Raw genomic sequence first — 19,279 nt, 5'->3', positions numbered from 1 at the left:
CAAACTCTCCGAAGAAATGTTTGACTTGCTCATAATTTTAAAACTTGAATTAACGTTGACGTTTGTCGCTTTGTTCAGTTTTCAAAGTTCAACCGCCGCTCAGAAGCGACTTTATTATCATAACAAGTTGTTAATTGAATGTCAACAACTTTTTTATTTTTCTTTGTCGCTTTGTTTTACCTCTTGGCGACGAAATTAAATATACCACGATAATTTTACAGATGCAACAATTTTTTAAAAGTTTTTTTAAGTTTTTTACATTACTATTAATAAGCATAACCGCACTCCTTACTTCTACTACATAATAGAACAACCTTCCTTATATGCATCTCATTCAAAAGAACTTATTTAAGTATAGTGTGTACAACTTCTCTACATCCCTAAAGTAAGAATATATCAAGCCTCAGCAGAGCTATATATTATCATTTTTACTGTTGTAGTGTGATATTTTTTTTTGTATAGTTAACAGTATCTAAGAAAAGCAATGTAAATAAACATCCACAAGGGGAGCCACATGGCTGAGAGTGATCGCTAGAGTTCTAACCCTTTGAACCTGTTAGTTAGTACTAACGTAGGAATGTGGCTTCGTATGGTATGCAATGTAGGTTACCTTAACAAGCCCTACATTGCTTTTTTTATTTACCGCGAGCATCTTTTATGGTTGCAAATCTTTTGTAAGCATTAAATGATTGCTCAACTTAACATATACGAAGGGAGCTTTTTTAGGTATGAAACGCAGTAACATTCTTTTTATAGTAGAGGTTGGAATGATGAGCGGACTTGCTTACTTATTAGATTTAGTAGCAAGCTTTCTTTCTTTAAGACTTTGGCCTCAAGGGGGTTCTATTTCTATTGCAATGGTTCCAGTCTTCATTATGTCCTTTAGATGGGGGCTAAAGGGAGGCATGTTTACCGGATTTCTTCTTGGCCTTTTACAAGTCACACTAGGTCCCGCTTATGTTGTACACCCTATTCAAGCATTCTTAGATTATTTTGTTGCTTTTACAGTAGTAGGATTAGCTGGTGTTGTTTATAAACAAATTCAAAGATTGAATATTGCAACTCAAAAAAAACAACTATTATCTTTTATTTTTCTAGGCGCATTTATTGCTAGTTTAGCAAGATATATAACTCATACAATTGCAGGGTTTGTGTTTTTTGCTGAAGCTGGATCAACAAAAACACAGGCACTGATTTTCTCAGCTATCTATAATGGCACCTATATGCTACCCGCATTTCTTATCAGTGCAATTATTTGTTATATCATTATTAACATGACGAAGCAGCGTTTTTTAACTACACCTTAATAACTAGAAAAGAGCATGAAACAAGCGATCAAACTTGAATTATGCTCTTTTCTATGTTTTTAGCTTTTCCATCGGAGACAATGATTCAACTTTACATACTCTTAAAAAGAGTTGCATAACTTTTCTTCCTCTATCATATTGTCTAGTAAACTATTCTTTTAGTGGAGGGAACATTTGTGAACAGTGCAGCGGAGTTGGCAATGCTTATTTCATTTTTCATGTCCATTCTATTAATCTTTTCAGCTTATTGGGAAGCCATTCACATATGTAATACACCTGGACAAGTAAAAGGGGCTTCCTTTATCTTTTTTACTACATCCGGCTTTATTTTTTCCTTATTCGCTTCCTATTTTCATAAGTTTATTTGATGCTAGAATACCCTTATTTTCTGAGAGGGTATTTTTTCTTTTTTGAATTAAATAAAGAGAAACGCCTAGAAAGATAATGCCACTACCCACTACTTGCATAGTGGACACTTTCTCATTTAATAGTAGATAAGCAAGCACCGCTGCACCAATAGGTTCAAATAATATTGCCATAGATATAACCGTTGTACTTACAAACTTTAAACTCCAATTAAGCAATGAATGGCCTAATAAAGTTGGAAAGATGGCAAGTAAGATAAAATAAATCCATTCCTGATGAGAAATAGGTATAAGAGATTGATTTGTACTTATTACATATATAAATAAAGTAACAGTACTTACACTGTAAACAATAAATGTATATGTAGTTACACTAAGCGCCCCCCTTACTCTCTGTCCACATAATAAGTAAACAGTGATAAATAAACAGGCAAGTAAGGCTAACGCATCTCCGAACAAAGCTTGTCCACTTATGTTTAAATCATTCCAACCAATGATAAAACTTCCTGCTAATGCTAGTAAGACACATCCAATCTCTAGTAAGGTTGCTTTCTCTTTAAAAAATAAATATGCACCGATTACTGCAAAAATAGGTTGTAAAGTGACCATAACAGTTGAACTTGTTACAGACGTAAATCTCAGTGATTCAAACCACAGAATAAAATGAAAAGCTAACAGTACTCCCGCTAATATAGAATAAATCCAACTCTCTTTCGTTAGCTTAATTTTTTCTTTTCTACTTGTTAAAACGAACACTGGAGCAATTATGAGCACCGAAAACAATAACCGATAAAAAGCAATGACACCGGCGGGTGATTCCGACAGCTTCACAAAAATAGCTGATGTAGAGATAAATAATATAGCTATTCCAATTACTAAGTAACAACGAATGAGCAGTGAATACACATCGACACCTCCATTTGAAAATTTTGTCGAAGAGATATTTTTGAATTTTTTCATCTCTCTTTGTTAAGATACTTGTAAGCGTATTCAAAAAATTCTGATATAATAGAAACTGTATCTATCATATCAGCTTTTTGAATATAGTAGATAACTTTTTACAGGAGGCGAACTATGACAGGCTTAAAAAAGGTAACAATAGGGGAACTACTTTTAGAAACCACAAATCAGTTTGGTTCACAAGAAGCAGTCGTATATTCAAAAGAGGGGATTCGCTATACGTACAAAGAATTTTATGACGAAACAACAAAAGTAGCAAAGGCCCTGCTCGGACTAGGCATAAAAAAAGGCGATCACATCGCTGTATGGGCTACTAATGTTCCAGAATGGCTTTTATTACAATTTGCCTCAGCAAGAATTGGAGCAGTTCTTGTAACAGTAAATACAAGCTATCAAGAGAGTGAACTCGAATATTTATTAAAGCAATCAGACTCTACTACTTTATTCTTCATCGATGGTTTTAAAGGTACATCTTATCTATCTATTATTCAACAACTAACTCAAGAAAAGACACTACACCCTACTTCAAAAGAAATCACATACTCCCGCTTACCTATCTTAAAAAATTTAATTTACTTAGGAGATGAATGTGCTGATTCAGCAATCACAACTTGGTCTATGTTTATGCAACATGGTCATGATATTAGTGATAAAGAATTAGCAGAACGCGAGCAATCACTCCACTACGACGATGTTATTAATATGCAATATACATCCGGAACTACTGGATTCCCTAAAGGCGTTATGCTAACACATTTTAATATTGTAAATAACGGATACCTTGTAGCACAATCAATGAAGCTATCTAATAACGATCGTTTATGTATTCCCGTACCATACTTTCATTGCTTCGGTTGTGTATTAGGCGTCCTTGCTTGTGTATCTGTTAGTGCGACAATGGTACCAATTGTTGAATTTAATCCCGAGCTCGTATTAGAAACCGTTGAGAAAGAAAAGTGTACAGGCCTACACGGAGTGCCAACTATGTTCATCGCTGAGCTCAATCACCCTGATTTCTCAAAGTATGATTTATCACGACTGCGCACAGGAATAATGGCTGGTTCTACATGTCCAATCGAAGTAATGAAACGAGTTATGAATGAAATGAATATGTCTGAAATTACAATTGCTTATGGACAAACAGAATCTTCACCTGTTATCACTCAAACAATCACTACCGACTCTATTACTAGAAAAGTAGAAACAGTCGGAAAGGCTCATCCTCATGTTGAAGTCAAAATAATTGACCCTGTAACAGGACTAGAAGTAGAACGCGGTACTCAAGGTGAATTGTGCACAAAAGGCTATCTTGTAATGAAAGGTTACTATAAAATGCCTGAAGCAACTCAAGAAACGATTGATCAAGATGGATGGCTACATACCGGAGACTTAGCGACAATGGATGAAGACGGCTATGTCGTCATTACAGGTCGATTAAAGGACATGATTATTCGTGGTGGAGAAAACATTTATCCGCGTGAAATTGAAGAGTTCCTTTACCGCCATCCTGATATTTTAGATGTACAAGTAGTGGGAGTTCCAGACCAAAAGTACGGCGAAAGAGTAGCAGCTTGTATTAAGGTAAAAGAAAACACTACTTTAACGGAGGAAGATGTTAAAAGCTTTTGTAAAGGAAAACTATCTCACTACAAAATTCCTGAATACATCATGTTTGTTTCATCTTTTCCAATGACCGCCTCTGGAAAGATACAAAAGTATAAATTAAGAGAGCAAGCCGTTGAATTAACGAGTCAACTTTCAATCTAAAGAACTTGTGATTTAAAAAGTGTAGCATGACCCTCTTTTCGGTCATGCTACACTTTTTATACATGCTTGAATTCTAATTACTAATCCAGACTTTCTACTTCTACTTTTAGTACTCCTGTTAAGCTCTTTAATTGATAGTAAACATCCGTTGTATAGACACCCTTACGAGTAATAATAATACAATTAATGAGAATATCATTTTTCTCTTCCTTTACCTTCACTCCTTTTACACCTAACTCTTTATTCTTAATTTCAATAAGAAGCTGTGTTAAATCCGTTGTTTTTTCTATCCATAGTCGACCTCTAATCTCTCGCTCTTTTAATTTTTTTGGTCCAATCCATTCAAATAGCAAAGGTAAAACTTTAATACCGAATATAATGAACAGCACACCCAATAAAGCTTCTATGTAAAAACCTGCCCCAATGGTAATACCAATGGCAGCTGATGCTAGTACAAGAGCAGCTGTTGTTAGTCCTGAGATTGCCTCATTGCTTCTACGAAGAATAACACCAGCACCTAAAAAACCAATTCCACTAATTACATAAGAAGGGATCCGCCCTGGGTCCATCGGCCGCGAGTATTCTTTTGAATACAAAAAAGCTGATTCGTAGGAGACAATGGTTAATAAGCAAGCAATGACCGATACAATCAAACACGTTTTTAACCCTAGTGGCTTGCCTTTTAATTCTCTTTCTAATCCAATAATAACTCCACCCACAGCAGCTAAGCTCAACTTCAATAAAACGTCGTTATAGACAATCACTTGCAGCAGTTCTCCCATTCCTTCTCCCTCCTCATTTTTTATTGTCCTTTTACTATCCTACTGTTTAGAAGTAAAAATATGTACAAAATTAGAACTTGTACATGAAGAGAAAACAACAAGCCTCCCTTCACAAAAGAGAGACTTGTTGTAATTCTTGAATAAATTCCGTTTGCAACGTAAGCGAATGACGATACTCATCGCGTAATGCTTTCTGTAAAAGCTGGCGCTTTCTCTTTGCATCAAACGTACTGTGTTTAATAATAGAACGACATTCATATAGAAAATCCATATATTGCTCATAGGAATCATCGTATTGCTCTTTGAGGTTTTTAATTAGCCCCTTTGCTAACAACGGACTCGCACCATTTGTTGAAACAGCAATTGATAACTTCCCGCGAGAAAACTGCGCAGGAAAGGTAATGTTTCCGTTCTCAGGTTTTTCTACAACGTTTACTAATTGCGAAGGCGATGCGCACTTCACAATCGCTTCATTCACTTGTGAATGATTTGTCGCTACAATAATTAAAAAAGCTGCTTCAATATCTCTTTTTTCTACTTCTTTCCTAATTAATTGAACTTTTCTCTCTTGTTCTAGTTCCAGTAGCTCCTCCGTAAACCACGGAGCAATCACTGTAATATAGGCTCTTTCTTTCAATAACGATTGAACTTTTCTCGTAGCTACACTGCCACCACCGACAATTACAATATTTTTATGTGTAAGATCTATCATTACTGCATACATGTTACTTCACCAACGAAGAATGTAGCTGATGTACTTGCTCAACTAACAAATCAATAAGATTGGAATGGTATCCTAAATAATTTGTTAAGATGATTTGCTGAGAGGAGGAACTTAGTTTCTTCACTTCCTCTATCACTTCACTCATTAAGACACCTGTAAATAATAAGTAGGGAATCACAAATACTTGTCGATAGTGTAACGTAGTAGCATTCAAAAGCCCTTCTTTAAATGTTGGTGTGGCTGCAGCAAGAAAGCATGTATTCACTCGTTGAAACTTACTTCTTTCTTCAAGTTGCTGTGCAATCTCTTGGAATTGCATCAATGCCTCTTGATCACTACTTCCTCTTCCAACTAATAAAGCCATTGCTTGATCAGTTACTTCTTGGTTTGTGTCCTTTACTTTTTCAAGCAAGATGTCGATGATTTTTTCTTGTACCCCAAACGGTTGACCATAAGATAACTCAACATGTGGATATCTCATAATCATCTTCTTTAACACATTAGGGATATCTTGCTTTGCATGAGCAGCAGTGAGTAAAAGAATAGGGATTGCCATAATACGAGTAGCACCTTGCTCTACACAGCGCTCAAAAGCTTCTTCAATGGTTGGCTCCGCTAATTCTAAAAATGCTGCTTCTTGAATAGGAATTGATACTTTTTCTTTACATCGTTGCACAAAACTCAATGCTTCACGACATCCTTCCTTGACTCGACTGCCGTGACAAATATACAACACTGCATCCATTTCTATCGCCCTCTTTAATATGCTTCTTGTGCGTAAGAGTAGTATTGTTGAGCTGATTTTTGAAACCAACTCAGTTTACTATGAAGCTTTACCACTTCTCCAATGATAATCATACTAGGATTTTCAATTTTTTCTTTTTGGACCACTTCTACAATATTACTCAGCGTACCAGTCACTGTTCTTTGTGTTTCACACGTTCCCCAATGAATTAATGCGATTGGTGTATTAGCGCTTTTTCCGTATCGTAATAGCTGTTCACAAATATAAGGAAGATTACGAACTCCCATATAAATGGCCAGTGTATCGACGCCTTTAGCCAAGCTCTCCCATCTAATTTCTTCGTCTTCTACTTCTTTTCGATGACCTGTGACAAAAGCAAAGCTTGCACTATAGTCTCGATGCGTAACTGGAATGCCTGCATAAGCAGGAGCGGCTACTCCTGAGGTGATACCTGGAACAACTTCAAATGAGACACCATTATTCACAAGTGCTTCAGCTTCTTCTCCGCCTCTTCCAAAAATAAACGGATCGCCACCTTTTAGACGCGTGACCACTTTACCTTTTTTTGCATATTTAACAAGGAAACTATTAATCGTTTCTTGCTTTAATGTATGATAATTCGGTAGCTTTCCACAGTAAATAAGGTCAGCATCACTTTTAGCATGTTCTAGTAGCTTTTTATTAACGAGCCGATCATATAAGATGACATCTGCTTCTTGAATGCACCTTAACCCTTTTACTGTAATTAAATCTGGATCACCCGGTCCTGCTCCTACTAAATACACTTTCCCCATGAATATCTCATCCTTTCAACTAGTTGCCGAGAACGAAACCTGTACCACCTCGTATTCTCTTCTTTTCATATAAAACTGTTTCTTTTACATCTGGCATCTTTAAAAAATGCTTTTCTAATTCAACGTCTACAAGTTCAAATGCATGTTCGTCGCTATTCGCTACAATGATAACGTGCATGATTTGATCCGAAATTGTGACTTCAAAGCGATACAAATGCACGCAACTCACTTCCTTTAATTACGATACTTTTTCATCTAGCTGCTCAAGAATTTCATCTAATTTTTCTTGGAGTGACTCAATACCTACTCGATTAAAAAATTCATGAAAATTCTCGCCTAATAACTTCTCTTCCTTAAAATGTGTGAGAAAATCAGCCAAAACATCAATGAGCTGTTCAGCATTGACTTTTCCTTTTAACTTCTCATTAAACTTTCCACCTGCGTTTAGTGTTCCACCTACATATATCTCAAATGCTTCAACCATTTGTTTATCTTTTGTTCGCATTTTAATTCCCTGTAAGCCAATGTCTGCAATTTGGCGCTGACCACAGGAGTTTGGACACCCAACCATATGGAAACGAACAGGAACATCTAATGTAATTGTTTGGTCAAGCTCTTCTGCAATGCGTCTCATTCTTTCTTTTGTTTCAACGAGTGCTAAATTACAATATTCAATCCCTGTACATGAAACAGAGTAACCAATAAATGAATTTGGTCTAACTGTGATGCGTTCAAATATTTTTTCTTTCAACAGTTCATCTGTTTTTTCGTTCAGAACATTCGGAATGATTAAATTTTGAGAATTACATGTACGAATTTCTCCGTTTCCGTACTCTTTAGAAATACGAGCTAACTCTAGCACTTCATCTGCATCTAGTCGACCGACAGGAACATTAAAACCTAAATAGCTTAGTCCTTCTTGCTTTTGCTTTTGAACGCCATAGAAATAGCCTGCATTCCACTCTTTTGTAGGCTCTTCCCCTTTAGATAGTAGCGGACCTGTAATCCCTTCTAGCTTCTCTTTAAATTTTTCTACGCCCCAGTCTGCAACGAGAAACTTCAAACGAGCGAGATGGCGCTTTTCACGATAGCCGTTATCGCGGAAAATCGTTGTAACCGCAATGGCAACTTCTTTGACTTGTTCGGGCTTTACAAACACATCTAATGTTTGAGCTAGAAACGGCTTAGATGATAAGCCTCCACCTACTTTTAAGTGAAAGCCGACGACTTGCTCACCTTCTATTTCTTTTACTGCCGGTGTAAATGAAATACAGTTAATCTCAGCATTCGATGCATTTCGCACGTTTGAACTAATAGACATTTTGTATTTTCGAGGCAAATTCGAAAAGTCTTCATTGTGTTGGAAAAACTCGTATACATCTTTTACAATGTCTGATGTATCAAATAATTCATCTGGGTCAATTCCTGCTAACGGGTTCCCAACAATGGTTCGAGTAATATCTCCACACGCTCCTGCCGAAGAGAGGCCAACTGCTTCAAGACGATTAAAGATATCTGGAATTTGTTCAATCTCTAACCAATGAAACTGAATAGCTTGTCGTGTTGTAATATCAAAAACACCTCGTCCGTAGTCTTTCGCAATATTTGCTAATGCGACTGTTTGTTCATTCGTTAAAATACCCGAAGGAACATTGACACGCATCATAAAATAACCTGCTTCCTTCGGCCGTTGTAAATAAAGGCCAGCCCACTTAAATAAATCCCATTCCTCTTTTGGAATTGAACTAAATCCATTTTTCGCATAATGAGGAATATCATTAAAAATTTCCAAGCCATCTTTTTCTAGCTTTTTCTTCTCTGTCGCATTAATTTTCTCATTGTTTTCCCATGTTTTTACGTAAGCCAAATGAAGTCACTCCTTAAATAAAATTCTTACTTCTCAAGTAAACTATTACTTCGTTCGCGCACTCTTCAATGCTATTCTCACCCGTTTTAATAACTAATTCTGGATTTTGCGGACGTTCATATGGTGAATCAATGCCTGTAAACTCTTTAATTTCACCACTTCTAGCTTTTTTATAAAGCCCTTTAGGATCTCTTTTCTCACACTCTTCGATTGGACAATCTACATAAACTTCAATAAACTCGCTCTCTTCTAAGATATGCCTTACTTGATCACGATCTTCTTGAAAAGGTGAAATAAAAGCGGTCAATACAACTTGCCCACTATCCACGAACAGTTTTGAAACCTCACCAATACGGCGAATATTCTCCGTGCGATCTTCTACAGAGAACCCTAAATTTTTATTTAAGCCAAAACGGATGTTATCTCCATCTAATACATAGTTACGAATTTCTCTATTGTATAGCTGTTTCGCTACCGCATTTGCAATGGTCGATTTACCAGACCCTGATAACCCAGTGAACCACAACACAAAGCTGTGATGATTATTTTGTTGTCGTCTTTGTTCCTTTGATATACCTGACTCATGCCATGTAATATTGGTTGATTGACTCATTGTTTTCCCTCCTTACTTTTGTGAAAGCACTTGTTTGTGTAGTCCTTTAATTAATACTTCAATCACTTCTTTTCGACTAAACGTACTTGGAGGAATTTCCCCATTTCGCAGCATTTCTCTTACTTTAGTACCTGACAAAATAACATGATGCTCTTGACTATGTGGACATGTCTTGGTAGATGCCATCCCTTCACACTTTTCACAATAAAAGCTATGTTCAAAGAATAGAGGAGTAATACCCAATTCATCTGGTGTAAAATGATTAAAGATTTTCTGAGCATCATAAGTTCCATAATAATCCCCGACTCCTGCATGATCACGACCTACAATGAAATGGGTACATCCATAATTCTTTCTCACTAATGCATGAAAGATTGCTTCTCTCGGTCCAGCGTAACGCATTGCTGCTGGAAAGACAGCTAAAAATGTTCGATCGTGTGGGTAATAGTTTTCTAGTAATACTTCATAACTCTCCATACGAATATCAGCCGGAATATCATCTGATTTTGTTTCTCCTACAAGAGGATTTAAAAGGAGACCATCTACAATTTCTAATGCTGTTTTTTGAATGTACTCATGAGCTCGGTGCACTGGATTACGCGTTTGAAACCCAACTATTGTTTTCCACCCTCGTTGCTTAAAAACCTTCCTCGTTTCGGCAGGATCTAAATGATAAGTAGAAAATCTTCCTTTTTCTGTGCGTTTAATCAATTTAATTGGCCCTGCAATATAAATATTTGGACGCTCAAACACTTTACGCACCCCTGGATGAGCAAGTTCCATTGTTTGATAAACAAGTTGAGCTTCTTTCTCTTTATTAGGCTCATATATTTCTTCAATGGTTAACACACCATATACAACGTTATTCTGGACTAACTTAACTTCCTCTCCTACACTCAATGATGAAGCTTTTTCTTCATCCACTGCCAAAGTAATTGGAATGCTCCAAACTGTACCATCCGCTAGCTTCATTTTCTCTACTACTGAATGATAATCAGCTTGATTTAGAAAGCCTGTGATTGGGCTGTATCCCCCTATTCCAATCAACTCCAAATCACTCAACGCTGTATTGTCTAGCTCAATTTCCTTTGTTAATTCTCCATAGTTATAACTTGGCTCGTATAAATTAATTAATTGCCCACCATGCGCTTGAATTGTACTCATTTAAAATTCCCCCTAATTTATTATTCATATAAGTTTAGTTGGTTTAAGAAGTGGCTTTCTCCTCTTTTGAAAAGCTTGGCTTCTTATTTCTGGCTGTTTTCATTAAGCTAAGAATCCCTACTGTTGCAATACAACCACTTATTAATACAACAAGTGAATAAACATCACTTTCTAACAAGAGCTTTACTAATCCATAAGAAATGACTAATGAAAAAACGGGTGAAACAATCCAAACTTTTAACATTTGTACAATCACCTTTTGTTGCCATATATAAAATCCTTCTTTAGCTGCACCGATTGCGATAATAGATGACGTTGTTACTTGAGTAAGCGGTACTGGTAATCCAAATACAGAAGCGATTGTAACAAGAGACGCGCCTGTTCCAGAAATAACAACCCCTTCGCCAAGTGAAAAGTTAGTAATTCTCTTCCCATTTGTCTCAATCACTTTTTCACCTAGAAAGAATGCACCTAACGCTACAAAGAATGCCCCATATAGAATACCATTCGATGCGTCAATCAAACCTGCCCCAACGAGCGGTCCAATTGCATTTGCAACGTTATTCATACCAGCCGAAAAGGCCTCAAAAAAACCTGTAGCAATGACAAGGAACGTTAAAAATGGCTTCCACTTCGACCGTTTCTCACCTTTTTTTCGATTGAACTTCTTCATTAAAACGCCAATAATAAAAGCGGTGAGAAAAGCTACAATTGGAACAATAATCCAAAATGAAACAATAACTAATAATTTTTGAACATACACGGATTGATAAGCAATACCGACTCCAACAACTGACCCAACTGTTACCTCACTTGTAGATAAAGGAATACCAATGACATTTGCAATAAAAAGAGATAGCGTAGCAGAAGCTAGAATAATAATAACAATCTCTACTGTTAAAACATTTTTTGGAACAATCCCTGATCCTATTGTCTTAACAACCTCTCCTCCCCCTAATACTGCTCCTAAAAATACGCCTATTGCACAAATAAATAGTGCTAACCTTCTGTTTTTTATAGCCCCAGATCCATAGGATACTCCCAGTGAAGCCGCTGCTCCACTTGCTCCTATATTCATAGCGAAAAAGAAAGCAATTATGAAAGCAAGATATATCATCATTTACTACTCATCTCTTTCTTCTAGGATTCATGTAATCCACATTCTACTTTCTTTGTTCCTGCCCATCGTCCAGCACGTAAATCATTCAAATCATGTGTTGGAGCTGTACATGGCATACAGCCGATGCTTGGGTATCCTTGATCATGAAGCTTGTTATATGGCAAGTTATTCTTATACACGTAGCGCCAAATCTCCTTCCATGTCCAGTGAATAATAGGACATACTTTTATCTTTTGAAACTTGTCATCTTTGTTTAAAAAATTCATATGACTTCGAGTAGAAGACTGTTCTCTTCTAAGACCTGAAATCCAAGCTTCGTAATCACCTAACGCTTTTTTTAGTGGCGTAATCTTTCGTATCTGACAGCATAGGTTGGGATTGGTTTTCCAAAGCTCAGATCCATGTACTTCCTCTTGCTCCTTCAACGTTAGTTCAGGTTTTTCTAACCGAATATTTAGGTTTGGAAAGCGATTTTGAATTTGCTCAATTACTTCATACGTCTCTTTAAAATGAAGGTCTGTATCTAAAAAAACGAGAGTTGCATCATCTTTTACTTTCGCAATAAGATCGATGAGCACAATACTTTCAATCCCAAAGCTTGAAGCATAAACAATTGAATCTCCATAGTGCTTATACGCCCATTCCAATACAGGCAGTGCCCCTTTTGATTCGTCACTGTCTGAAAAAGAAGGGATTTCATCATTCCAACTTTTATATGTTAATAAAGAACTCATATTTTTCTCCTCCAAAACTTTGTTATCCGATAAAAAAAGGCGGTTTTAACTCAATAAAAAGTTAAAACCGCCTCTAGTTTCTCTAGTCAGCGAATCATTATTTAATTCTTACTTTTTCATTCTTTTCTAGTTGTACCACTTTACCATCTTGAACAACTAACGTAATTGAACCGTACTTCATTGCTTCAAGCATCTTTTCAACATTTTTAAAAACCGAATCAAGTTCTTCTTTTTGTACCATCACAGTCCCCCCTCAATTTACAAACAGTATATTCATTTATCCTATTTTTTTGACAAAAAATAAAAAAGTCTTTCCCATAGAAAGACTGTTAGGTAACGTATTTACCTTATCTTTCAAAATGGTTTACATTTTGCTGGAATTAGCACCTTGCGGAATATGCAGGTTGCCGGGTTTCACAGGGCCAGTTCCCTCCACCTCTCTTGATAAGTAAGTATTTTCTAAAAATTTTAGCATATTTAAAACTTTTGTCAATACAAAAAATTCCTTCACAAACTCTCTCCGTTATTAAATGTCCATCGATAACACTAGATGAACGAATAGTTATAACCATTTAGTAAATATTACAGTTAACGACTTGTAGTAATAATGGGGGCATAATGATGGAAGCTCAATTTTTCCCGTTTAGTGCATCAATTAAAGGACAATTAAAAAAACATTTACATACCATCTCAATCGAATCAGAAAAAATGATGAAGCGGTTAGATTATGAAGATCATTGCATATTGTGTGATTTTGAAGATTTACAAAAAACATTTCAAGATATTCAATCGATTGCTGCATCTTATTATTTGCAACGCTACTTATCACCTTATACTCAAAATTACATCGCTTTGTCACTAGCTGCTCATCATTTGTCAGAAAAGCGCCACGGGGCTTTAATTTTGATTGAAAGACAACAAAACGTTGACACGCTCATTCAAAGAGGAGTTTCGATCGATGCTACGCTCTCTTCTGCATTATTAGAAACCATCTTCTATCCTGGAAATCCTTTACATGACGGAGCTGTTTTAATAAGGGGCAATCAAATTGTTTCAGCATCTAATGTGTTACCTCTTTCTTCTCAATCAATTAGGAATAAGAAAATTGGTACACGCCATCGTGCTGCAATCGGAATGTCTGAGCAATCAGATGCTCTTGTACTCGTTGTTTCTGAAGAGACAGGAAGAATTTCATTCGGACTAGACGGGAGTTTATACCCAATTCATTCAAGCAAAAATACAGTTTAACGTTGAACTCTTCAACTATACAGTGAAAAAGATTGTATACAGTATTGCTATATCCAAATAAGACACGATATAATATTTCAATGTAAGAAAACCTTACATAAAGTCTCTGTTTCACTTACCTCGTTATTTCTATCTATTAAAGCGTGTCCTATTCTACTACTGTTTGAGTACTAATCATTCGCGCCTAGCTTAGATGACGATGTAAAAAGAAACAAGGCAGCGTCAAAGAAAATTCATACAGAGGTGATTACATTAATGGATATTTTTGAACCCTTCATAGGTTGGATGAACAATCTACTATGGAGCTATATTTTAATTGGTATGCTCATTACCTTAGGTTTGTATTTTACAATTCGAACAAACTTTGTTCAGTTTCGTTTAATCAAAGAAATGGTTCGATTGTTAGGAGAAGGCGCAACTGCAACAGAAAATCGAAAAAAAGGAGTTACTTCTTTTCAAGCATTTGCTATTAGTACCGCATCACGCGTTGGAACAGGTAACTTAGCTGGTGTAGCTTTAGCCATCTCTACAGGTGGACCAGGAGCGATTTTTTGGATGTGGCTTATTGCGCTGATTGGTGCAGCTTCTGCATTTGTAGAAAGTACGCTTGCACAAATTTATAAAGTGAAAGATAAAGATAGCTTTAGAGGCGGCCCAGCTTATTATATGGAAAAAGGATTGAACATGCGCTGGATGGGTGTCTTATTTGCCGTTTTAATTACCATTTGTTTTGGGCTTGTCTTTAACGCTGTTCAAGCTAATACGATTACATCTGCATTCGATGTTGCTTTTGGAACAGATCGACTTACGATGGGTATTATTCTTGCAGTGGCATTTGCTGCTATTATCTTTGGAGGGATTCGACGTATTGCACGAATCTCAGAAATTATCGTTGTCGTTATGGCTTTAATTTATATCGGGGTTGCTTTAATTGTCATTATCATGAATATCGCAGAAATCCCTGGTGTCATTTCTCTCATTGTAAAAAGTGCATTTGGACTTGAAGAAGCGGTTGGTGGAACACTAGGTGCTGCTTTAATGATGGGAATTAAACGTGGATTATTTTCAAACGAAGCTGGGATGGGTAGTGCACCAAACGCTGCAGCAACTGCAACGGTAAGTCATCCCGTTAAACAAGGTTTAATTCAGTCATTAGGTGTATTCACTGATACAATTATTATTTGTAGTTGTACAGCTTTCATCATTTTATTATCTAATGCTTACGTTCAGCCTGATCTTGATGGTATTCAAATTACACAAGCTGCTCTAAGCTCACATATTGGTGAATGGGCTACACAATTAGTTGCCATTACTATCTTGCTATTTGCTTTTAGTTCTCTTATTGGTAACTATTATTACGGTGAAACAAATATCGAGTTCTTAAATACAAATAAGTCGTTCTTATTCTTATATCGAATCGCGGTTGTTGCTATGGTCATCTTTGGCTCAGTTGCAAAAGTACAAATTGTCTGGGATATGGCTGATTTATTTATGGGGCTCATGGCAATTGTAAACTTAATTGCCATCTTCATGCTTGGCAAAATTGCGTTTGCTGCTCTTAATGACTATATGAAACAAAAGAAAGCAGGCAAAGATCCAGTTTTTTATAAAGATAGCATTGAAGGTATTGAAGACGTTGAATGCTGGAATTATTCAAAACAGAAAAGCTTGTAATTATGATTATAGAGTTAACCAGTCGGTTAGCTCTATTTTGTTTGACACCACCTTTTTTCAGAATTAAAATAATATTTATATTTTTGAAAAGTAGGTGGAATAAATGGGAATTAGAAAGTTGGAACATGTAGGTGTACAAGTAAAAGATATTGAAGCTTCCATCCAGTTTTATCAAGACATTGTAGGACTTCAATTGCTTGATCAATTTCCTCATACTGATTCTGCGTTACAACTAGCATTTTTAGGCTTAGATAATCAGATTATTGTGGAATTGATTGAAGGTTATAACCCTGATTTACCTTCTGAGGGGAAAGTTCATCATATTGCGTTTACCGTTGATAACATTACTTTAGAACGTGAACGGTTAAAGTCATTAGGTGTGCAATTTGTTGATGAAACCATTACGACCTTACCAAACGGAGCTCAATACTTATTCTTTTATGGCCCAGATGGAGAATGGATTGAATATTTCGAGCCTAAACAAAAATAACCCTTATACCTCTAACATTTAATGGAAATACTTATGGTACGATTCCTGTGTTGGAGGTTCTTTTATGCTCGAAAAGCTATTATTTCGCTTTTTTCGTCGCTCTATCTTAATACGTTTATTAAGTATTATTATTATTATCATTATTATGTTTGGAATAACAATTCATTTTATTGAACCTGAAAGTTTCACAACGGCGTTTGATGGTATTTGGTGGGTCGTGGTCACTATCTCTACGGTTGGATATGGAGATTTCGTCCCGAAAACCATTCTTGGGAAAGTGGTTGCAATTCTTTTAATTTTAATTGGCACAGGTTTTATTACAACGTATTTTGTAACGTTAGCAACCGTTGCGGTGTCGAAAGAAAATGCTTATATGGAGGGAAATTTAAAATTTTACAACAAGAATCATCTTATCATTGTAGGATGGAATGAACGAGCAAAACTCGTAATTGAGGAGTATAAACAAGCCTTTCATGAAGAAGAAATTGTCCTAATTGATGAAACCCTTACAACAAACCCTATGGTCTGTGACCGTGTTCATTTTGTCAAAGGAAGTGCTTCTCATTACAATATTCTTGAATTAGCAAATGTAAAACAAGCTCAAAAAATTCTAATTACCGCTGACCAACATAAAGGTGAAGAGTATTCAGATATGCAGGCTATTTTAACGCTCGTTGCGGTAAAAGGTCTAAATCCATCCATTTATAGCATGATTGAAATACTTACAGAACAACAAATGAACAATGCAGAGCACGTAGGGGCTAATGAAATAATTAAAACAAATGAATTGATTAGTAAAATGATGTATCATGAAATATTCACAAGAAAAACAGAAGGAAAAAAGGTGGAAAGTTAAACACGCTTTTTTCCTTTTCGTTTTAAGATAATAATGTTGCTTCTAGCTCCGCTACTAGCTCTTTTCCAATTGAAATATACTTTTCTGGAAATGACGCATCAGGATCTTGAGGCTCTGAAAATTGATCAAAAGATGCATTTGCATTACCGACATGAACATTATCGTCAAGTCCAATTTGATATTTATGAGACAGTAAGTAAGGTGTCCCAAATTTCACCGTTGTACCACGAGAATCAAGCTGACCATCTACAGCCTGAAAAGGAATTCGTAAAAACTGGTACCCTACTTCATCATCAATTTTATAATCAAAGTAGCCATGATCATAATCCCAATTCCCGCCGATACTATATCCTAATGGTTTTAATTGATCTTCTAATTGATAAAGCGTAAACGATTGTCCTTCAAGTTTTGATGACAATTCAATCATTTCATCCAACCCCTTTTTTCTTTATCATCTCCTCTTCCAGCTATTTTATCACCGTATAATAGAACGGAAAAAAAGACGTAAAAGAGCATAGCTCTTTTACGTCTTTTTACTTAATTATTTTAAGCGTTTTTCCAACTTTGCTTTTGTTTCTTCAAAGCCTGGTTTACCTAATAAAGCAAACATATTCACTTTATAAGCTTCTACACCCGGTTGATCAAATGGATTCACACCTAATAAATAACCACTCATCGCACAAGCTTTTTCAAAGAAATAAGCTAAGTAACCAAACGTATAAGCATCCATCGCAGGAATTTCAACAACTAAGTTTGGTACACCACCGTCTGTATGTGCAAGCATCGTTCCTTGGAACGCTTTGTTATTTACAAAGTCAACTGTTTCACCAGCTAAATAATTTAATCCATCTAAGTCATTATCTGCTTCTTCAATTGTTAGTTCATGACGAGGTGTTTTGACTTTGATAATGGTTTCAAATAAATCACGACGTCCCTCTTGAACATATTGACCTAATGAATGTAAATCCGTAGAGAAGTTAGCTGATGATGGGTAAATACCTTTTTGGTCTTTTCCTTCACTCTCACCAAATAATTGCTTCCACCACTCGGCAAAATATTGAAGACCTGGCTCATAGTTAATAAGCATTTCAATCGTTTTACCTTTGTTATAGAGAACATTACGTACAGCTGCGTATTGATAAGCAAGGTTTTCCTCTAATTCAGACTTTGAGAAGTCTTCGCGAGCTGCCGCTGCCCCTTTCATCATGTCTTCAATGCTTGATCCACTTACGGCAATTGGAAGTAAACCTACAGCTGTTAATACAGAGTAACGTCCACCTACATCATCTGGAATCACAAATGTTTCATAGCCTTCTTCGTCTGCTAACGTTTTTAATGCACCACGTGCTTTGTCCGTTGTAGCATAAATACGTTTACGCGCTTCTTCTTGTCCATATTTTTCTTCTAACAGCTTGCGGAAAATACGGAAAGCAATTGCAGGCTCTGTTGTTGTTCCTGATTTAGAAATAACGTTAATTGAAAAATCTTTCCCATCAAGTAAATCCATAAGGTCTCTCATGTACGTAGAACTAATATTGTTTCCTACAAATAATACTTGTGGTGTTTGACGCTTTTCTTTTGGTAGTGCATTATAAAATGAGTGTTGTAACATCTCAATCGCTGCACGAGCTCCTAAATATGAGCCACCAATTCCAATTACTAATAATACGTCTGAGTCAGACTTGATTTTTTCAGCACTTTTTTGAATACGTGCAAACTCTTCTTTATCATAATCAACTGGAAGGTCTACCCATCCTAAAAAGTCGTTACCCGCACCTGTTTTTTCATGAATTGAATGATGTGCTACTTTTACAGCATCACGTAAATATGTAAGTTCATGTTCGCCAAAGAATGATAATGCTTTTGAATAGTCAAAAAGAACATGTGTCATGATTTGTTCCTCCATTGTTAAAATGTTTTATCCCTTTACACTTTATCGGAACTGTAAAGCGAATTCAAGTTAATCACTATATGTAAGCGAATTCAAATGATTTTATTCCTTAATTGCTGAAAAGAAGCCGAAAATTTAAGTGTTTCGTTCACTTGATACATGGATAAAGACCCTTGAG

General features: G+C 36.1%; 21 protein-coding genes and 2 riboswitches. Of the genes, 7 read left to right on the top strand and 14 right to left on the bottom strand.

The window, feature by feature from the left end:
• Positions 1-493: 493 nt before the first annotated feature.
• Positions 494-595: riboswitch (TPP riboswitch) on the top strand.
• A gap of 133 nt (positions 596-728) precedes the next feature.
• Entirely contained in the window at positions 729-1,307 is a 579-nt protein-coding gene (thiT, locus tag JOC83_RS17420; RefSeq protein ID WP_205188666.1) for an energy-coupled thiamine transporter ThiT, read from the top strand.
• 176 nt (positions 1,308-1,483) lie between these two features.
• Positions 1,484-1,675: a hypothetical protein gene (locus tag JOC83_RS17415; RefSeq protein WP_205188676.1), complete on the top strand. Its 192-nt coding sequence runs from the start codon at positions 1,484-1,486 to the stop codon at positions 1,673-1,675.
• On the opposite strand, the gene JOC83_RS17410 is transcribed toward JOC83_RS17415, so the two are convergent.
• Entirely contained in the window at positions 1,643-2,578 is a 936-nt protein-coding gene (locus tag JOC83_RS17410) for a DMT family transporter (protein WP_338038940.1), read from the bottom strand. The genes JOC83_RS17415 and JOC83_RS17410 overlap by 33 nt on opposite strands.
• A 168-nt stretch (positions 2,579-2,746) precedes the next feature.
• Here JOC83_RS17410 and JOC83_RS17405 point away from each other — a divergent pair, with 168 nt between their 5' ends.
• Complete coding sequence (locus tag JOC83_RS17405) at positions 2,747-4,399, top strand: AMP-binding protein (RefSeq protein WP_205188664.1); 1,653 nt, start codon at positions 2,747-2,749, stop codon at positions 4,397-4,399.
• Positions 4,400-4,479: 80 nt separating this feature from the next.
• Here JOC83_RS17405 and JOC83_RS17400 read toward each other — a convergent pair whose 3' ends face one another.
• The 11 genes from JOC83_RS17400 to JOC83_RS17350 all read right to left on the bottom strand — a co-directional run bounded on the left by JOC83_RS17400 (position 4,480) and on the right by JOC83_RS17350 (position 13,183).
• Positions 4,480-5,181 carry an MgtC/SapB family protein gene (locus tag JOC83_RS17400; protein WP_205188663.1) on the bottom strand — a complete coding sequence of 234 codons (702 nt, stop codon included), beginning with the start codon at positions 5,179-5,181 and terminating at the stop codon, positions 4,480-4,482.
• Between the two features lie 109 nt (positions 5,182-5,290).
• Positions 5,291-5,905, bottom strand: a complete 615-nt coding sequence (locus JOC83_RS17395) for an NAD(P)-binding protein (RefSeq protein WP_205188662.1) — start codon at positions 5,903-5,905, stop codon at positions 5,291-5,293.
• 1 nt (position 5,906) lies between these two features.
• Positions 5,907-6,650, bottom strand: a complete 744-nt coding sequence (locus JOC83_RS17390) for a sirohydrochlorin chelatase (protein WP_205188661.1) — start codon at positions 6,648-6,650, stop codon at positions 5,907-5,909.
• A 14-nt stretch (positions 6,651-6,664) separates the two neighbouring features.
• Positions 6,665-7,444: a uroporphyrinogen-III C-methyltransferase gene (cobA, locus tag JOC83_RS17385; protein WP_205188660.1), complete on the bottom strand. Its 780-nt coding sequence runs from the start codon at positions 7,442-7,444 to the stop codon at positions 6,665-6,667.
• A gap of 19 nt (positions 7,445-7,463) precedes the next feature.
• Complete coding sequence (locus JOC83_RS17380; protein WP_205188659.1) at positions 7,464-7,664, bottom strand: DUF3906 family protein; 201 nt, start codon at positions 7,662-7,664, stop codon at positions 7,464-7,466.
• Positions 7,665-7,682: 18 nt separating this feature from the next.
• Positions 7,683-9,311: a nitrite/sulfite reductase gene (locus JOC83_RS17375; protein WP_205188658.1), complete on the bottom strand. Its 1,629-nt coding sequence runs from the start codon at positions 9,309-9,311 to the stop codon at positions 7,683-7,685.
• Positions 9,312-9,324: 13 nt separating this feature from the next.
• Positions 9,325-9,924 carry an adenylyl-sulfate kinase gene (cysC, locus tag JOC83_RS17370; RefSeq protein ID WP_205188657.1) on the bottom strand — a complete coding sequence of 200 codons (600 nt, stop codon included), beginning with the start codon at positions 9,922-9,924 and terminating at the stop codon, positions 9,325-9,327.
• A 12-nt stretch (positions 9,925-9,936) separates the two neighbouring features.
• On the bottom strand, positions 9,937-11,088 hold the full coding sequence (gene sat, locus JOC83_RS17365; protein WP_205188656.1) for a sulfate adenylyltransferase: 1,152 nt from the start codon (positions 11,086-11,088) through the stop codon (positions 9,937-9,939).
• A 43-nt stretch (positions 11,089-11,131) separates the two neighbouring features.
• A complete protein-coding gene (locus tag JOC83_RS17360; protein ID WP_205188655.1) occupies positions 11,132-12,208 on the bottom strand; it encodes an inorganic phosphate transporter in 1,077 nt (358 codons plus the stop codon).
• Positions 12,209-12,228: 20 nt separating this feature from the next.
• Positions 12,229-12,942, bottom strand: coding sequence for a phosphoadenylyl-sulfate reductase (locus tag JOC83_RS17355; RefSeq protein WP_205188654.1), 714 nt, complete (start codon positions 12,940-12,942; stop codon positions 12,229-12,231).
• Between the two features lie 97 nt (positions 12,943-13,039).
• Positions 13,040-13,183: a YezD family protein gene (locus tag JOC83_RS17350; protein WP_205188653.1), complete on the bottom strand. Its 144-nt coding sequence runs from the start codon at positions 13,181-13,183 to the stop codon at positions 13,040-13,042.
• Positions 13,184-13,286: 103 nt separating this feature from the next.
• A riboswitch (SAM riboswitch) is annotated at positions 13,287-13,393 on the bottom strand.
• 170 nt (positions 13,394-13,563) lie between these two features.
• Here JOC83_RS17350 and cdaS point away from each other — a divergent pair.
• The 4 genes from cdaS to JOC83_RS17330 all read left to right on the top strand — a co-directional run bounded on the left by cdaS (position 13,564) and on the right by JOC83_RS17330 (position 17,210).
• Positions 13,564-14,190 (top strand): sporulation-specific diadenylate cyclase CdaS, encoded by a 627-nt coding sequence (gene cdaS, locus JOC83_RS17345; protein ID WP_205188652.1) that lies wholly within the window; start codon positions 13,564-13,566, stop codon positions 14,188-14,190.
• Between the two features lie 255 nt (positions 14,191-14,445).
• A complete protein-coding gene (locus tag JOC83_RS17340) occupies positions 14,446-15,864 on the top strand; it encodes an alanine/glycine:cation symporter family protein (RefSeq protein ID WP_205188651.1) in 1,419 nt (472 codons plus the stop codon).
• Between the two features lie 103 nt (positions 15,865-15,967).
• Entirely contained in the window at positions 15,968-16,354 is a 387-nt protein-coding gene (locus JOC83_RS17335; RefSeq protein ID WP_205188650.1) for a VOC family protein, read from the top strand.
• A 64-nt stretch (positions 16,355-16,418) separates the two neighbouring features.
• Positions 16,419-17,210 carry a potassium channel family protein gene (locus JOC83_RS17330; RefSeq protein WP_205188649.1) on the top strand — a complete coding sequence of 264 codons (792 nt, stop codon included), beginning with the start codon at positions 16,419-16,421 and terminating at the stop codon, positions 17,208-17,210.
• A 22-nt stretch (positions 17,211-17,232) separates the two neighbouring features.
• Here JOC83_RS17330 and JOC83_RS17325 read toward each other — a convergent pair whose 3' ends face one another.
• Positions 17,233-17,637, bottom strand: a complete 405-nt coding sequence (locus tag JOC83_RS17325; protein WP_205188648.1) for a YugN-like family protein — start codon at positions 17,635-17,637, stop codon at positions 17,233-17,235.
• Positions 17,638-17,751: 114 nt separating this feature from the next.
• Positions 17,752-19,101, bottom strand: coding sequence for a glucose-6-phosphate isomerase (locus JOC83_RS17320; RefSeq protein ID WP_205188647.1), 1,350 nt, complete (start codon positions 19,099-19,101; stop codon positions 17,752-17,754).
• Positions 19,102-19,279 lie beyond the last annotated feature (178 nt).

The organism is Priestia iocasae (assembly GCF_016909075.1).
Taxonomy (GTDB): domain Bacteria; phylum Bacillota; class Bacilli; order Bacillales; family Bacillaceae_H; genus Priestia; species Priestia iocasae.
Note: the sequence above shows the minus strand (reverse complement) of the source record. Positions and strands in the feature narration are given on the sequence as shown.

Coding starts and splice junctions, on each gene's coding strand:
- thiT (WP_205188666.1), top strand. CDS start 729: ATGAAACGCAGTAACATTCTTTTTATAGTAGAGGTTGGAATGATGAGC.
- JOC83_RS17405 (WP_205188664.1), top strand. CDS start 2,747: ATGACAGGCTTAAAAAAGGTAACAATAGGGGAACTACTTTTAGAAACC.
- JOC83_RS17400 (WP_205188663.1), bottom strand. CDS start 5,181: ATGGGAGAACTGCTGCAAGTGATTGTCTATAACGACGTTTTATTGAAG.
- JOC83_RS17395 (WP_205188662.1), bottom strand. CDS start 5,905: ATGTATGCAGTAATGATAGATCTTACACATAAAAATATTGTAATTGTC.
- JOC83_RS17390 (WP_205188661.1), bottom strand. CDS start 6,650: ATGGATGCAGTGTTGTATATTTGTCACGGCAGTCGAGTCAAGGAAGGA.
- cobA (WP_205188660.1), bottom strand. CDS start 7,444: ATGGGGAAAGTGTATTTAGTAGGAGCAGGACCGGGTGATCCAGATTTA.
- cysC (WP_205188657.1), bottom strand. CDS start 9,924: ATGAGTCAATCAACCAATATTACATGGCATGAGTCAGGTATATCAAAG.
- sat (WP_205188656.1), bottom strand. CDS start 11,088: ATGAGTACAATTCAAGCGCATGGTGGGCAATTAATTAATTTATACGAG.
- JOC83_RS17360 (WP_205188655.1), bottom strand. CDS start 12,208: ATGATGATATATCTTGCTTTCATAATTGCTTTCTTTTTCGCTATGAAT.
- JOC83_RS17355 (WP_205188654.1), bottom strand. CDS start 12,942: ATGAGTTCTTTATTAACATATAAAAGTTGGAATGATGAAATCCCTTCT.
- JOC83_RS17350 (WP_205188653.1), bottom strand. CDS start 13,183: ATGGTACAAAAAGAAGAACTTGATTCGGTTTTTAAAAATGTTGAAAAG.
- cdaS (WP_205188652.1), top strand. CDS start 13,564: ATGGAAGCTCAATTTTTCCCGTTTAGTGCATCAATTAAAGGACAATTA.
- JOC83_RS17340 (WP_205188651.1), top strand. CDS start 14,446: ATGGATATTTTTGAACCCTTCATAGGTTGGATGAACAATCTACTATGG.
- JOC83_RS17335 (WP_205188650.1), top strand. CDS start 15,968: ATGGGAATTAGAAAGTTGGAACATGTAGGTGTACAAGTAAAAGATATT.
- JOC83_RS17330 (WP_205188649.1), top strand. CDS start 16,419: ATGCTCGAAAAGCTATTATTTCGCTTTTTTCGTCGCTCTATCTTAATA.
- JOC83_RS17325 (WP_205188648.1), bottom strand. CDS start 17,637: ATGATTGAATTGTCATCAAAACTTGAAGGACAATCGTTTACGCTTTAT.
- JOC83_RS17320 (WP_205188647.1), bottom strand. CDS start 19,101: ATGACACATGTTCTTTTTGACTATTCAAAAGCATTATCATTCTTTGGC.